The organism is Motiliproteus sp. MSK22-1, from assembly GCF_001968815.1.
GTDB lineage: Bacteria > Pseudomonadota > Gammaproteobacteria > Pseudomonadales > Balneatricaceae > Motiliproteus.
In genome coordinates this window covers 54,005-68,469 of record NZ_MIEQ01000017.1, presented here as the reverse complement: position 1 = coordinate 68,469, position 14,465 = coordinate 54,005, and the positions used below count along the sequence as shown (strand labels likewise).

16 protein-coding genes are annotated in these 14,465 nt (G+C 46.7%); all 16 read right to left on the bottom strand.

Annotation, left to right across the window (positions count from 1 at the left end; all coding sequences use genetic code 11):
- Window positions 1-97: 97 nt before the first annotated feature.
- Window positions 98-523: a F0F1 ATP synthase subunit epsilon gene (locus BGP75_RS00935; RefSeq protein WP_076714108.1), complete on the bottom strand. Its 426-nt coding sequence runs from the start codon at window positions 521-523 to the stop codon at window positions 98-100.
- Between the two features lie 91 nt (window positions 524-614).
- A complete protein-coding gene (gene atpD / locus BGP75_RS00930) occupies window positions 615-1,991 on the bottom strand; it encodes a F0F1 ATP synthase subunit beta (protein WP_076714106.1) in 1,377 nt (458 codons plus the stop codon).
- 105 nt (window positions 1,992-2,096) lie between these two features.
- Window positions 2,097-2,960 (bottom strand): F0F1 ATP synthase subunit gamma, encoded by an 864-nt coding sequence (gene atpG, locus BGP75_RS00925; RefSeq protein ID WP_076714104.1) that lies wholly within the window; start codon window positions 2,958-2,960, stop codon window positions 2,097-2,099.
- A gap of 91 nt (window positions 2,961-3,051) precedes the next feature.
- Complete coding sequence (gene atpA / locus BGP75_RS00920) at window positions 3,052-4,596, bottom strand: F0F1 ATP synthase subunit alpha (protein WP_076714102.1); 1,545 nt, start codon at window positions 4,594-4,596, stop codon at window positions 3,052-3,054.
- A 16-nt stretch (window positions 4,597-4,612) separates the two neighbouring features.
- On the bottom strand, window positions 4,613-5,143 hold the full coding sequence (locus BGP75_RS00915; RefSeq protein ID WP_076714100.1) for a F0F1 ATP synthase subunit delta: 531 nt from the start codon (window positions 5,141-5,143) through the stop codon (window positions 4,613-4,615).
- Window positions 5,144-5,161: 18 nt separating this feature from the next.
- Window positions 5,162-5,632, bottom strand: a complete 471-nt coding sequence (locus BGP75_RS00910; protein WP_076714098.1) for a F0F1 ATP synthase subunit B — start codon at window positions 5,630-5,632, stop codon at window positions 5,162-5,164.
- 111 nt (window positions 5,633-5,743) lie between these two features.
- Entirely contained in the window at window positions 5,744-5,980 is a 237-nt protein-coding gene (atpE, locus tag BGP75_RS00905) for a F0F1 ATP synthase subunit C (protein ID WP_076714096.1), read from the bottom strand.
- 56 nt (window positions 5,981-6,036) lie between these two features.
- Window positions 6,037-6,897: a F0F1 ATP synthase subunit A gene (gene atpB / locus BGP75_RS00900; protein ID WP_076714094.1), complete on the bottom strand. Its 861-nt coding sequence runs from the start codon at window positions 6,895-6,897 to the stop codon at window positions 6,037-6,039.
- Between the two features lie 47 nt (window positions 6,898-6,944).
- Window positions 6,945-7,358, bottom strand: a complete 414-nt coding sequence (locus BGP75_RS00895; RefSeq protein ID WP_076714092.1) for an ATP synthase subunit I — start codon at window positions 7,356-7,358, stop codon at window positions 6,945-6,947.
- Window positions 7,359-7,594: 236 nt separating this feature from the next.
- Window positions 7,595-8,467: a ParB/RepB/Spo0J family partition protein gene (locus tag BGP75_RS00890; protein WP_076714090.1), complete on the bottom strand. Its 873-nt coding sequence runs from the start codon at window positions 8,465-8,467 to the stop codon at window positions 7,595-7,597.
- 13 nt (window positions 8,468-8,480) lie between these two features.
- The gene (locus BGP75_RS00885; RefSeq protein WP_076714088.1) at window positions 8,481-9,263 is read right to left on the bottom strand and encodes a ParA family protein; all 783 of its coding nucleotides are present in this window, start codon (window positions 9,261-9,263) and stop codon (window positions 8,481-8,483) included.
- Window positions 9,264-9,283: 20 nt separating this feature from the next.
- Window positions 9,284-9,940, bottom strand: coding sequence for a 16S rRNA (guanine(527)-N(7))-methyltransferase RsmG (rsmG, locus tag BGP75_RS00880; protein ID WP_369832084.1), 657 nt, complete (start codon window positions 9,938-9,940; stop codon window positions 9,284-9,286).
- A complete protein-coding gene (gene mnmG / locus BGP75_RS00875) occupies window positions 9,937-11,832 on the bottom strand; it encodes a tRNA uridine-5-carboxymethylaminomethyl(34) synthesis enzyme MnmG (RefSeq protein ID WP_076714086.1) in 1,896 nt (631 codons plus the stop codon). Before mnmG ends, rsmG begins: the two co-directional genes overlap by 4 nt.
- 649 nt (window positions 11,833-12,481) lie before the next feature.
- Complete coding sequence (locus tag BGP75_RS00865) at window positions 12,482-12,706, bottom strand: hypothetical protein (protein WP_076714082.1); 225 nt, start codon at window positions 12,704-12,706, stop codon at window positions 12,482-12,484.
- A gap of 174 nt (window positions 12,707-12,880) precedes the next feature.
- On the bottom strand, window positions 12,881-13,663 hold the full coding sequence (locus BGP75_RS00860; RefSeq protein ID WP_143820946.1) for an ABC transporter permease: 783 nt from the start codon (window positions 13,661-13,663) through the stop codon (window positions 12,881-12,883).
- Window positions 13,660-14,457, bottom strand: a complete 798-nt coding sequence (locus BGP75_RS00855) for an ATP-binding cassette domain-containing protein (RefSeq protein ID WP_083704552.1) — start codon at window positions 14,455-14,457, stop codon at window positions 13,660-13,662. The genes BGP75_RS00860 and BGP75_RS00855 overlap by 4 nt, the downstream gene beginning before the upstream one ends.
- Between the last annotated feature and the right edge of the window lie 8 nt (window positions 14,458-14,465).

The following is a 14,465-nucleotide window of genomic DNA, read 5'->3' as shown; positions in this document are numbered from 1 at the left end:
GTATAAATATGCCTTTTTAAAACGACTATTCTGTACACAAAAAAGGGGCGGTAAAAACCGCCCCTTATTATCTAACAAAGCTAACCGATTGGCTGCTTTATTTACCCATCTTCTTGCGAATCTGCTGGATAGTACGCAGTTGTGCAGCTGCTTCAGCCAGTTGGCTGGTCGCACGAGAGTATTCAAACTCAGCATTCTGATCAGACAGAGCCTGCTCAGCCTGCTTGCGTGCTTCCTCAGCGGCAGCTTCGTTCATATCATGTGCACGTAGTGCTGTGTCGGCCATGATGGTCACCTTACTCGGTTGAACCTCAAGGAAACCACCGGACACGTAGAAGATATCCTCTTCACCGCCTTGCTTTCTCAGCTCGACGGGACCTGGTTTGATCTCCGTCAGCAGTGGTGCGTGACCCGGTGTAATACCCACGTCACCCAAACTACCTGTCAGCGAGACAAACTCAATCAGGCCGGAGAAGATCTCTTCTTCTGCACTTACGATGTCGCAATGAACTGTCATAGCCATATTGTCACCTCTTTGGCGTCTAAGCCCTCCACTACTAATTTACTTTACAAACAGTTTACGTTGCAAAGCTCAGCAGAGGGCGCAAAGACGGTTACATGCTCTTCGCTTTTTCCACGGCTTCTTCAATACCACCGATCATGTAGAACGCCTGCTCAGGCAGCTCATCATAATCACCAGCAAGAATGCCCTTAAAGCTGCTGATAGTATCTTTAAGAGATACGTACTTACCTGGAGAACCGGTAAATATTTCAGCAACGAAGAAAGGCTGAGATAAGAAACGTTGGATCTTACGAGCACGGGATACAGCTTGCTTGTCTTCTTCAGACAGCTCGTCCATACCCAGAATCGCAATGATGTCTTTAAGCTCTTTATAACGCTGCAGGATACCCTGTACGTCACGAGCAACATCGTAGTGTTCCTGACCGATAACCAATGGGTCCAACTGACGAGAGGTGGAGTCCAAAGGATCAACCGCTGGGTAGATACCCAGAGAGGCGATATCACGAGACAATACTACAGTCGCATCAAGATGCGAGAAGGTAGTTGCAGGTGATGGATCAGTCAAGTCATCCGCAGGTACGTATACCGCCTGGATGGACGTGATGGAACCGGTCTTGGTGGAGGTGATACGCTCCTGCAAAACACCCATCTCTTCAGCCAGTGTCGGCTGGTAACCTACCGCAGAAGGCATACGTCCCAACAGTGCAGATACTTCTGTTCCTGCCAGTGTGTAACGGTAGATGTTGTCGATAAACAACAGTACGTCACGACCTTCGTCACGGAACTGCTCAGCCATAGTCAGACCGGTCAGTGCTACACGCAGACGGTTTCCTGGAGGCTCGTTCATCTGACCGTAAACCAGAGATACTTTATCCAGTACGTTGGACTCTTTCATCTCGTGGTAGAAGTCGTTTCCTTCCCGGGTACGCTCACCAACACCGGCGAATACAGAGTATCCACTGTGCTCGATAGCGATGTTACGGATAAGCTCCATCATGTTTACGGTTTTACCTACACCGGCACCACCGAACAGACCAACCTTACCACCCTTGGCGAAAGGACATACCAGATCGATAACCTTGATGCCGGTTTCCAACAACTCGTTGGAAGCTGCCTGCTCTTCATAAGAAGGAGCAGCACGGTGAATAGGCAAACGTGCCTTTTCGCCGATTGGACCTGCTTCATCAATCGGGTTACCCAATACGTCCATGATGCGTCCCAGAGTCTCAGTACCAACAGGTACAGAAACTGGAGCACCAGTGTTATCTACATCCAGACCACGCTTCAGACCTTCAGTCTGACCCATGGCGATAGTGCGCACAACTCCGTCACCCAGCTGCTGCTGAACTTCCAGAGTTAAATCTTTTGAGTTTACCGTAAGCGCGTCATATACCTGAGGTACACTGTCGCGCGGAAACTCAACGTCGATAACGGCACCGATAATTTGTACGATACGTCCGCTACTCATGTTTGTTTCCTCTATAACCTTGTTCACCTGTAGGGCTGCTAACCTTTTATCTAGGAGTACCGAGCGGGCAGTTTCTTTGCCCGTCTTTCGCTTAACCTATAAAAGTTATACAGCCGCTGCTCCACTGACGATCTCAGAAATTTCCTGAGTGATCGCAGCCTGACGTGCCTTGTTGTAAACCCTCTGCAGATCATTGATGAGATCACCGGCATTGTCGGTGGCGCTCTTCATCGCAATCATTCGTGCAGCTTGTTCACAGGCGTTATTTTCAACCACAGTCTGATACACCAATGCCTCGATATATCGAGTCAACAGGCCATCCAGAAGCTCTTTTGCATCAGGCTCATAGATGTAATCCCAGTGGTGATTCAGACTTTCTTCATCGTCTTCTGCTTTCAGCGGCAGGAGCTGTTCAACGACCGGTGCTTGGGTCATTGTATTGACGAAGCTGTTATACACGATGTACAGCTGATCCAGTTTTCCGTCAGCATAGTTATCAAGCATGATCTTGACACTGCCGATCAGGCGGCTGATTTCCGGGGAATCTCCCAGTCCAGAAGTTGCAGCAACAACATTGCCACCATAACTTCTGAAAAATCCAGCAGCTTTGGAACCGATTGCACAGATATCAATCTCGACACCCTTTGTGTGCATCTCGGACATAGACTTAACCATCGTCTTAAACGCGTTAACGTTCAGACCACCGCAAAGTCCACGATCAGATGAAACAACGATATAGCCAACCCGCTTAACTTCCCGCTCTTGCAGATACAGGTGTTTATATTCAGGATTAGATTTTGCCAGATGCTGGATCACACCGCGCATCAGATCCGCATAAGGGCGGCTCGCCTGCATACGGTCCTGAGCTCTACGCATTTTAGACGCCGCAACCATTTCCATGGCGCTAGTGATCTTACGCGTGCTCTGGATACTCGCAATCTGGGTTTTAATCTCTTTTCCGGCTGCCATATCTTTCTGCCTTTAAGTTCGTTGAAGTTCTACCCTCGCTGGGAGTCTCCGGGCTAACCGCCCAAGCTCCCAACGAATACCGGTAATTGACTTACCAGGTTTGGGTGCTCTTGAACTTCTCGATACCGGCCTTGAACTGAGCAGCGATGTCGTCGTTATAATCGCCAGACTCATTGATCTTGGCAACAAGATCAGCATATTCAGCATTGAAGAACGCCAACAGCGCCGCTTCAAAATCCTGAATCTTATTCAATTCGATATCTTCAAGGAAACCTTCGTTCGCGGCATACAGTACCAAGCCCATTTCAGCCAGGCTCATTGGAGAGTACTGCTTCTGCTTCATCAGCTCAGTTACGCGCTGACCATGCTCAAGCTGCTTACGAGTTGCCTCATCAAGATCAGATGCAAACTGCGAGAATGCAGCCAATTCACGATACTGTGCCAAGGCCAGACGAATACCACCACCCAACTTCTTGATGATCTTGGTCTGTGCTGCACCACCTACACGGGATACAGAGATACCAGCGTTCATCGCAGGACGGATACCGGCGTTGAACAGGTCACTTTCCAGGAAGATCTGACCATCGGTGATAGAGATAACGTTAGTCGGTACGAATGCCGATACGTCACCACCTTGGGTTTCAATGATTGGCAATGCAGTCAAGGAACCAGTCTTACCCTTTACTTCACCATCGGTGAACTTCTCAACAAACTCTTCAGAAACGCGGGAAGCACGCTCCAACAGACGAGAGTGAAGATAGAAAACATCACCAGGATAAGCTTCACGACCCGGTGGGCGACGAAGCAATAGTGAAATTTGACGATAAGCCCAGGCTTGCTTGGTCAGATCATCATAAATGATCAGAGCATCTTCACCACGGTCACGGAAGTACTCACCCATGGTACAACCAGCGTAAGCTGCCAGGTATTGCATAGCAGCAGGGTCGGAAGCGCCAGCAGCGACAACAATGGTGTGATCCATTGCGCCATGCTCTTCAAGCTTACGAACAACGTTGGAGATGGTGGACTGCTTCTGACCAATCGCTACATAAACACACTTAACGCCTGTGCTTTTCTGATTGATGATTGCATCAATAGCGACGGCAGTTTTACCTGTTTGACGGTCACCGATGATAAGCTCACGCTGGCCGCGACCAACAGGAACCATGGCATCAACAGACTTATAACCAGTCTGTACAGGCTGGTCTACAGATTTACGCCAGATAACACCAGGTGCTACCTTTTCAACTGCGTCAGTCATCTTCGCTTCAACAGGGCCTTTTCCATCGATAGGATTACCCAGTGCGTCGACAACACGGCCCAGTAGTTCTGGACCGACTGGAACTTCCAGTACACGACCCGTACAACGAGCAGTCATACCTTCTTTAAGTCCCAGGTAATCACCTAGTACTACAGCACCTACAGAGTCCTGCTCCAGGTTCAGAGCCATACCGTAAACGCCGCCAGGGAACTCAACCATTTCCCCGTACATAACATCAGCCAGACCGTGGATCGTAATGATACCGTCGGATACGCTGACAATTGTGCCCTCATTCTGGGCTTGAGAAGAAACATCGAGTTTTTCGATGCGCTTCTTAATAATTTCGCTGATCTCAGATGGATTCAGTTGCTGCATGCTCTTTCCCTCTCGCTCAGGTCAATGCTTCGGAAAGCTTGGATAGCTTGCCGCGGATAGAACCATCAATTACCAGATCTTCAGTCTTAATCAGCAATCCGCCAATCAAGCTCTTGTCGACAGAGCTGGTGATGTTCACTTCGCGATCAAGCTTTTTACCCAATGCCTGAACTAGCTTGGTCTGTTGTTCTTTGGTCAATTTAAAGGCAGAGGTCACTTCGACATCGACACTCTTTTGCTGTTCAGCCTTAAAACGATCAAACAACGAAGAAATTTCCGGTAGTACGAGCAGACGGTTGTTTTCTGCCAGAATTTTAACGAAATTCTGTACCTGCTCCGACATACCGGAGCAGATTTCCAGAATAAGTTCAGCTTTCTGGTCAGATCCCAGCGCCGGATTGCTCAGCAGTGTTGACACCTGCTCATCCTGGGTCGCTTGAGCAGCCAAGGCGAGCATCTCGGACCATTTATCCAAAGCTTTCTGCTCGAGAGCAGTTTCAAATGCCGCTTTGGTATAAGGCCGAGCGATTGTGCTTAATTCAGCCATCGTTCACCTCGCTTGGCATTAAAGCTCCGCCGCCAGTTTGTCTACCAGTTCAGCCTGCGCTTTACTGTCGACAGACTTGCCCAGAATCTTCTCCGCACCGGAGACTGCCAAAATGGCAACCTGGGAGCGCAAAGCTTCCTTGGCACGGTTAATTTCCTGGTCGATTTCTGCTTTTGCCGCCGTTTTTAGACGATCGCCTTCAGCGATAGCCTGCTCTTTGGCCTCATCAATAATCTGGCTAGCACGCTTGTTAGCCTGATCGATGATACCACTAGCCTGTTCTTTGCCTTCGCGCAGTGCCTGAGTAGCTTTTTCTTTTGCCAGCTCCAGGTCACGTGAAGCACGTTCAGCTGCGTCCAAACCTTCAGCGATCTTCTTCTGACGCTCACGCAGAGCCTCAGTCAATGGTGGCCACACATATTTCATGCAGAACCAGGCAAAGAAGAAAAACGCTATGGCTTGGCCGATGATTGTTGCATTGATATTCACGCCAACACCCCTCGTTATTGTTGCTTAACTTACTCCCAGTTCCTTATGCTCGTAACGTCCTCTTCAAAAGAAGAAACACTCAGAGCAAACCAGGAGTTGGAAGGTCTCAGATTAACCTGCAGCAACCACGAACATGATGTACATACCGATACCAACACCGATCATTGGGATCGCATCAACAAGACCCATAACGATGAAGAACTGAGTACGAAGCATAGGGATCAATTCTGGCTGGCGAGCACCACCTTCCAGGAACTTACCACCCAAAATACCGATACCAATTGCAGCACCAGTAGCACCTAGACCCATTACCAAAGCACCAGCTATGTATAACAGAGCAGCTTCCATTGTTTTCTCCTATTAAGAGTTAAATTTAAAAGTTTAAGTTTATGGAAATCGATTAATTAGTGAGACTCGTGCGCCATACTTAAGTAGACGATAGTCAACACCATAAAGATGAATGCCTGCAACGTAATGATCAGGATGTGGAAAATTGCCCAAGGAACAGACAACACCCACTGTAACCAGAACGGTAGCAATGCAATCAAAATAAAGATCATCTCACCGGCATACATGTTGCCGAACAGTCGTAGACCGAGAGATACGGGCTTGGCAAACAGATTCACAAGTTCCAAAAACAGGTTAAAAGGAATCATGAACTTGCCTAAAGGTTGTAACGTCAACTCACCGACAAACTCTCCTACGCCCTTAACTTTGATGCTGTAATACAGAATCAGTGCAAAGACACTCAAGGACATACCCATGGTGGCATTTACGTCAGTAGAAGGAACAATCTTAAGATAAGGAACGCCAAGCTGTTGCGCCAGGTATGGAATCCAATCAACAGGAATCAGGTCCATAAAGTTCATCAGGAAGACCCAGACAAAAACGGTCAGGGCCAGGGGAGCAACAAATTGATTGCGGCTATGGAAACTGGACTTAACGTTTTCGTCAACGAATTCGACGATTGATTCGACAAAATTCTGGAGAGAGCCAGGAACATCTGCAGTCGCTTTGATTGCCGCCTTGCGGAACAACCAGATAAACAACAAGCCCAAGCCAACAGAAAACATCATGGTATCCAGGTTAATTGCCCAGAATCCCATGGTCGATGCTTCCGTACCATGTGCAATAGTCCAGGTACCGCCTTCGCCCACGACTTCACCGTTATAACGGGTGAAGCCCTCAGGAAGCTTACCAAACGTCAGATTGGTAAGGTGGTGAATGATATACCCGGAGGTTGTGAGTCCGCCTTCTGCTGACATAATTTCCTCGCTATGGTTAACTTAAATACTTCAAAACTGGGCCTGTTTTAACGACCTCTGGTCGAAAACAGCGGCGCTAGCCATGCAACCATCTGCATTAATATAAAAACGCCAAATATGGGAAAGGGCTCTATAGGCTTCACAGTGCTGAAAACCACTCCAAACAGCACCATGGTTAAAGCCATTTTCCATATTTCGCTTTTATAGATATTTCCTAGAATCTGGCGAACACTCTTGGAATCATCTTCCGTAAAAACCTGTTTAGCCTGGTAGAGACTCGGCAAAAGATAAATCAACCCACCTAACCAGGCGGAATAGGCATCAACCAATCCATTGGTTAGATACAGTCCAACACCAATCAGAAACGTCAGCAGGATTTGAACAACGAAAGTTCGCTGAATCAGTTTGCGGTTCTTACTGGCTGTTCTACCCTTGAATTGACGGGACCCAGTTTTCCCCACTACCACCCCTGACACGCCCTACGGCAGCTCAAACTTGACCGACAAATTTCCAAAAGAGTGCGTACCACCCTAAACCGACGAGGGATTATAGGTTGATCAACGATATACATCAACTCAAAAGTGTGTTTTAGCACTAAGGTCGTAGGCAAGTCAGAGCTGGATGTCGCTATTGTTAAAGTCATCAATAAAAATCGTTGAATATACAGGCCAGCTCTAGGGTTCGGAGTGGTTCTCAGCTATTGAATACGACCCAGAATACGATCCAGATCCTCTAGGGATTCATAGCTGATTGTGAGTTTGCCATCACCCTTTTCAGACTGGGAGATCTTAACCTTCATATCGATTGCAGAAGACCATCGCTCCTCAATGGATTTAAGACCAGGATCAGGCTTTGTTTTCTCCACCGCTTTCTTAGGTCCGGCCTGATACTTCTTAACCAGTTCTTCGGTCTGACGTACTGAATAGCTGCGACCCACCACTTCTTTGGCGGCAGCAATCTGGCGATCATGTTCCAGTACCAGCAATGCTCGGGCATGCCCCATCTCCAGATCACCATACTCCAGCATCCGCTTAACTTCTGGTGTCAATTTCATTAGCCGCAGGAGGTTAGTGACAGTCGTTCGCGATTTTCCAACCGCTTCCGCAACTTTCTGCTGGGTCAGTTCAAACTCATCCATCAGGCGCTGGAGCGCAGTCGCTTCTTCAATAGGATTTAAATCTTCCCGTTGAATATTCTCAATCAGTGCCATGGCAATGGCAGCTTCGTCAGGAACATCACGAACAATAACGGGTATCTCTGTTAATCCGGCCAACTGAGATGCACGCCAACGCCGTTCACCGGCAATTATTTCATAGCGTCCCATATCCACAGGACGGACCACTATAGGCTGAATCACTCCCTGGGCTTTAATCGAATTTGCCAGATCTTCCAGTGCATCCTGATCCATATCCCTTCTGGGCTGATACATACCACGCTGGATTTTATCCACAGTCAGGCTGTGAATGCCACTTTCATCAGCAGTGATCGGAACCTCTATCGGGCTATCATCAAACTCAGCACTACCCAACAGTGCATCTAAACCACGACCCAGACCTCGTTTTTTTGCCATTCAAATCTCTCCTTTAACCGAGATCTACTTGTTGGTCGCAGCGACGGTTAACTTCACCCGCTAATGCCAGGTAAGCAACAGCTCCGCGAGAATATTTGTCATACATTAACGCCGGCAAGCCATGGCTTGGAGCCTCAGCCAATCGTACGTTACGTGGGATGACGGTACGATAAACCTTGTCTTTAAAATGCTGAATTAGCTGACTGGAAACATCTTTGGTCAAACCATTGCGGGGATCAAACATCGTTCGCAATATTCCCTCGACTTTCAGCTGAGGATTCAAGGCCCGACGAATTTTTTCGATCGTACTCATCAATGCAGAAATCCCTTCCAGGGCATAGTATTCACACTGCATGGGAATGATCACTCCCTGTGCCGATACCAACGCATTGACGGTCAGCATATTTAAAGAAGGAGGGCAATCGATCAATATGTAATCGTATTGATCCTGAATCTGATTAAGGGCCTGCTTGAGTCGGAACTCTTTGCGTTTAACCGGGATCAACTCCACCTCTGCGGCAGTTAAATCACCATTGGCAGGTAATAAATCAAAGCCACCACTGGTATCCGAGGTGATTGCGTCAGCAATAGCCACACGACCGGTCAACACATCGTAAACCGACAACTCCAGATCACTTTTGTTGACACCGGCACCCATTGTGGCATTTCCCTGAGGGTCAAGATCAACCATCAGCACCTTACGCTTGGTTGCTGCCAAAGATGCAGCTAAATTAACGCAGGAAGTGGTTTTCCCCACACCACCTTTTTGATTGGTTACAGCCAGAATGTTAACCACCCGTGTGATCTCCTTTTCGATCAACAAACCTTAGTGATAATCAGTAAATGACGTTCTGCATCTGTTCCCGGAACATCCAGTCGGTGAGACTCAAGTAGCTTATATTCTGGAGGCAGTTGTTCAAGCTCTTCTGCTGGATATTGCCCTTTCATCGCTAAAAAACGGCCCTTTTCAGCGCAGATGGATTGAGTCCAGGTAAGCATGTCCTGTAACGACGCAAAAGCTCTGGAAATAACCTCTTCATACAGTTCTTCTGGCTGATGAGATTCAACCCGGCCATTGTGAATATGTATGTTCTGTAAATCCATTTCCATCTTTACCTGTTGCAGAAAACGGGTTTTTTTGCCGTTACTGTCCAACAGTGTAAAGCGTTTATGTGGATAAAGTATGGAAAGCGGTATACCCGGCAATCCGGGCCCGGTGCCAACATCAATGACCCGTTCACTGTTGATGTATGGAGCAACACTCAGACTGTCCAGCAGATGTTTATCAATCATTTGCAGTGGGTCACGAATCGCGGTCAGATTATAAGCCCGATTCCATTTATGCAACAGTTGTATGTAATCCAACAGCTGCTGATACTGTGAATCAGTGAGTGATGATTGGATACCGATAGCATTAAGGCCGTTGATCAGTCTTGATCGACACTTTTCCAGCAATGACGGGTCGATGCTCAACTTTCAGCCCTCCGGAGCTTTTCCAGTTTTTCTGCTTTTTTCAAGTATATCAGCAGCAATGATACCGCAGCCGGCGTAATCCCTTGTATTCTTGAGGCTACTCCTAGAGTTGCTGGTCTGGAATCAATTAATTTTTGTTTTATTTCGTTGGATAGTCCTTCAATCCGACTGTAATCCAAACTATCAGGCAGTACCGTGTTCTCCTGTTTCTTAAGACGTTCGATGTCATCAAGTTGTCGACTGATATAACCTGCGTACTTAACTTCAATTTCCACCTGTTCTGCGACCTGCTCACTTACTTGGCTGGCTGATACCAGTGATCCGATATCAGCATAACCAATCTCAGGTCGCTTAAGTAAATCCAACAGGTTGTACTCGCGAGATAAAGGATTCTCAAGGCCAGCTGAAAGCTTTTGTGCCTCAGCGCTGTTCGGTTGAATCCAGGTATCTTTAAGTCTTTGAGTTTCGCGAGCAATAGATTCCTGTTTTTCACAAAACTTTTGCCAACGCTCATCGCCAACCAATCCCAGTTCGCGGCCTTTTTCAGTCAGCCGTATATCGGCATTGTCTTCCCGGAGTATCAACCGATATTCCGCTCGACTGGTAAACATTCGATAAGGTTCAGAGGTTCCAAGGGTAATCAGATCATCAACCATAACACCAATATAGGCTTCATCCCGTCTGGGACACCAGGAATCACGCCCCTGAGCCAGCAGGGCAGCATTTAATCCGGCTAATAATCCTTGAGCTCCCGCCTCTTCATATCCAGTAGTGCCGTTAATTTGTCCGGCAAAGAAGAGACCTTCCACCACGCGGCTTTCAAGACTGTGCTTCAAATCCTGCGGATTGAAAAAATCGTATTCAATCGCATAACCGGGACGGGTGATATGAGCATTTTCAAACCCTTTCATGGACCTGACAAGTTCTATCTGCACATCAAACGGTAAACTGGTAGAAATCCCATTGGGATACAACTCATTGGTTGTCAGCCCTTCAGGCTCTACAAATATCTGATGGGAGTTTTTATCTGCAAAACGAACAATTTTATCTTCAATGGAAGGGCAGTAACGGGGGCCAACACCGGCAATAACCCCGGTGTACAGGGGTGAGCGATCCATTCCACCACGGATAATGTCATGGGTCTGTTCGTTGGTATGGGTAATATAACAACTGATCTGCCGGGGATGATCTTCAATTGAACCAAGATATGACATAACAGGTAATGGTGTATCACCCGGTTGTTCCTGCATAACTGTAAAATCAACACTGCGGGCATCAATTCTGGGCGGAGTTCCCGTTTTTAATCGATCGACTCGCAATGATGTAGCTCTTAAGCGCTGAGCCAGCGTACTGGAAGGCGGATCTCCAGCTCGACCACCAGAATGATTTTCCATTCCGATATGAATGATTCCACCGAGGAAAGTACCCGTGGTCAATACAATACTTTTGGCAAAAAACCGTAACCCCATTTGAGTCACAACGCCGGTGACACGCTCTCCCTCCATGATCAGATCATCTGCAGTTTGTTGAAAAATCTGCAAATTAGGTTGATTTTCCAATATTGAGCGTGCAGCCGCTTTATACAGTTGTCGATCAGCTTGAGCACGGGTCGCTCTGACTGCCGGGCCTTTTCTGGAATTCAGTACTCGAAATTGAATACCGGCCTTGTCCGTTATTACAGCCATAGCGCCATCCAAGGCATCTATTTCCTTGACTAAATGACTTTTACCTATACCCCCTATTGCAGGATTACAGGACATTTGTCCAAGCGTCTCAATATTTTGAGTTAACAGGAGAGTATTGACGCCCATACGAGCAGAGGCCAATGCCGCTTCTGTACCTGCGTGACCACCACCAATGACAATAACGTCAAACTTACCGGGAAAATCCACCTTAGAACCTCACACGTGCACTAAGGCACGACGTCTTTGAAAGGCGGTGATTATAGCTTTTTGAACCGCTCTTTAGAAAGCTGCCTTTGGAAATCAGATATTTTCTGTTTACTGATAAATATTAAAATTAAGTATATGTATAAAGAATGTTTATTATTGTTGTTACTATTAGAAAGATACCAACCTGTTTGTAACCTATTATTTATAATAAAAAACAATGGCTTATTGGTGTTGAAAGTAGTTATCCAAGGTGTTGGTTCAGGAGCTTGGTTGCTGCGGATAAGTTTGGGATAAACTTTGAACTTATCAACAGAGGAAAACTGTCCACAGAATCTTCTCTAGCTTACACCCTTACACTTATACATATTGTGCACAGGTTGGTGTGGATAAGTATTTTTGGATTAATACGTTGTGTTTAATTTTTAAGCCTAATAATTCATTTATAAAACAATATGTTACGTGTTTTCTTTGAAGGTTTCTTAGTGGCTTCTTAATGAAAAATTATTTTTATGCATTGTTGAAATTCCAGTGTTTTCACTGGATTTTTCAACAAAATGAAGCATTAGGAAGTGTATTTTTGCGGTGGGAGGTGTGAATAAAGCGAGAATTTTATTCTCCGCTTTGCTGCTGTGGATGAGCTCAAGCCGATTTAGCTATTACCAGCGACTTCTTTGAAACGCATCACTGTGCCCTGAGGAGCATCGTATTCAGCCAGCCAGGATTCTGCCTGTGAGGTTGTAAGCAAAAGACTGATTGGCTTCCAGATATCTCTTCGATGGCTGGTTTCTTCCAACAACAACTGTTGAGCAACCCAGTATTGGGTTTCCTGTCCACTGTGTTTTACCAGTCGGCAACGATCATTAATTTCCAGCATGATTTGGGTCTCTTGATTTTTGTTTATTAAGTCTTTGCACCAGCCTAACGACCATCAATGACAGATTAATGACAGCCTGTTTTTTGGATGTCGGTTAGGGAACCTATAAAATTAAGTCCATTGTGTTCTCTGTGGGCCGAAGGGACCTGTTTATAGGTTCCTTAGCAGTGAGTGTTAATGTCCTCGTTGAGGGTTAAAGCAAAGTATGGATAAAAAAATAAACAAAATCAGTGATGTTAGAACGATGAGCAGAGCTTCACTGTTAAATTGTCCATAGAGCGAGTAGCGGATTAACTCGACACAATAGGTGAAGGGGTTGAAAACACATAGACGATAAAGCCATTCTCCGGCCTCCTGCATCTTCCACAGAGGGTAGAGGGCTGAAGACATAAAAAACATAGGAAAGATGACGAAATTCATTATGCCGGCAAAGTTTTCCAACTGACGAATAAAGCTGGATATAAACAGTCCTAACGCACCTAACAGGAGTGCACTGATCAGCAATGCCGGTGCTAACCAAAAAAATCCTTCGAGGGGAGGCTTTACTCCAAATAATCGTGCGATAAGCAAAAATGCGTAGGCTTGGGGAAGGGAGACAATGGCGCTTGCCATTAGCTTGCACAGCAGCAGATAGCTTCGGGGCATAGGGCTCATTAGTAGTACTCGCATACTGCCCATCTCTCGATCGTAGACCATTGATAAGGAACTCTGCATGGCATTAAACAGCAATACCATAGCAATCAATCCGGGGGTGATATAAACCTCATAAGTGATATAGGTTTGATAGGGGTCGATAATCGAAATACCCAGTGCGGCCCGAAACCCGGCCGCGAATACTGCAAGCCATACCAGAGGGCGCACCAGAGCGCTAAAAAAGCGACTGCGTTGATGAATAAACTTCATCAACTCACGTAGGAGGATTCCGTAAAAAACATGTCCATAGGCCAGCAGATTCACGTCTTAACCTGCTGTGGACGGGTTAATGACTCAAACGCTTCCACCAGGTTGGCATGACCACTACGTTGACATATTTCCAGACTGTTGGCGTTCGCCAGCACTTGCCCTTTATGGAGCAGTGTTACAGGGTCATTGGGGTCGATTTCTTCGATCAGGTGAGTGGCCCATAAGACACCGACTTCCTGATTCATGCATAGCTTGCGCACATGTTTATTAATCTCAGTTCGTGCTCGGGTATCGAGTCCTACAGTGGCTTCGTCCAGTAACAGTAAGCGTGGTTGATGTAAAAGTGCCCGGGCGATTTCAATTCGTCGTCGATGACCTCCGTTGAGTGTTCTGACACGGGTGTGCTGATAATTTTCCATTTCTACCCGCGCCAGTTCTATTGCTATTCTTTGGCGACGACGTGCTTCTCCGATACCGTGAAGCGAGGCATGGTAGTGCAGGTTTTCTGCTACTGACAGGTCAAGGTCCAGAGTGCTTTGTTGAAAGACCATGCCTACGTTGCTCAATACCTGGGCTGGTGCTTTTCTCAGGCTGCAGCCATCCAGCAGAATATCACCTTCCTGTAGATTAAAAAGCCGGCTTATCAGGGCAAAAAGAGTAGTTTTACCGGCACCATTGGGTCCCAGCAAGGCATGAAAGCGGCCTGTTATCAGTTCAAAGTTGATATTCTTGAGTGCCTGCTTGGCACCATAGGAAAATCCCAGATCGATAACCTGTAACAAGGGAGGGGTTGATCCGGAGGATTTTCCTGTCTCTGATTGAGATGTGTTTTTCAGGATAGTCGACATTCTTTTCA

What these genes read in the sequence shown, in the direction of transcription:
- BGP75_RS00935 (WP_076714108.1), bottom strand. Translation starts at nt 523, where the DNA reads ATGGCTATGACAGTTCATTGCGACATCGTAAGTGCAGAAGAAGAGATC.
- atpD (WP_076714106.1), bottom strand. Translation starts at nt 1,991, where the DNA reads ATGAGTAGCGGACGTATCGTACAAATTATCGGTGCCGTTATCGACGTT.
- atpG (WP_076714104.1), bottom strand. Translation starts at nt 2,960, where the DNA reads ATGGCAGCCGGAAAAGAGATTAAAACCCAGATTGCGAGTATCCAGAGC.
- atpA (WP_076714102.1), bottom strand. Translation starts at nt 4,596, where the DNA reads ATGCAGCAACTGAATCCATCTGAGATCAGCGAAATTATTAAGAAGCGC.
- BGP75_RS00915 (WP_076714100.1), bottom strand. Translation starts at nt 5,143, where the DNA reads ATGGCTGAATTAAGCACAATCGCTCGGCCTTATACCAAAGCGGCATTT.
- atpE (WP_076714096.1), bottom strand. Translation starts at nt 5,980, where the DNA reads ATGGAAGCTGCTCTGTTATACATAGCTGGTGCTTTGGTAATGGGTCTA.
- atpB (WP_076714094.1), bottom strand. Translation starts at nt 6,897, where the DNA reads ATGTCAGCAGAAGGCGGACTCACAACCTCCGGGTATATCATTCACCAC.
- BGP75_RS00890 (WP_076714090.1), bottom strand. Translation starts at nt 8,467, where the DNA reads ATGGCAAAAAAACGAGGTCTGGGTCGTGGTTTAGATGCACTGTTGGGT.
- BGP75_RS00865 (WP_076714082.1), bottom strand. Translation starts at nt 12,706, where the DNA reads ATGCTGGAAATTAATGATCGTTGCCGACTGGTAAAACACAGTGGACAG.
- BGP75_RS00855 (WP_083704552.1), bottom strand. Translation starts at nt 14,457, where the DNA reads ATGTCGACTATCCTGAAAAACACATCTCAATCAGAGACAGGAAAATCC.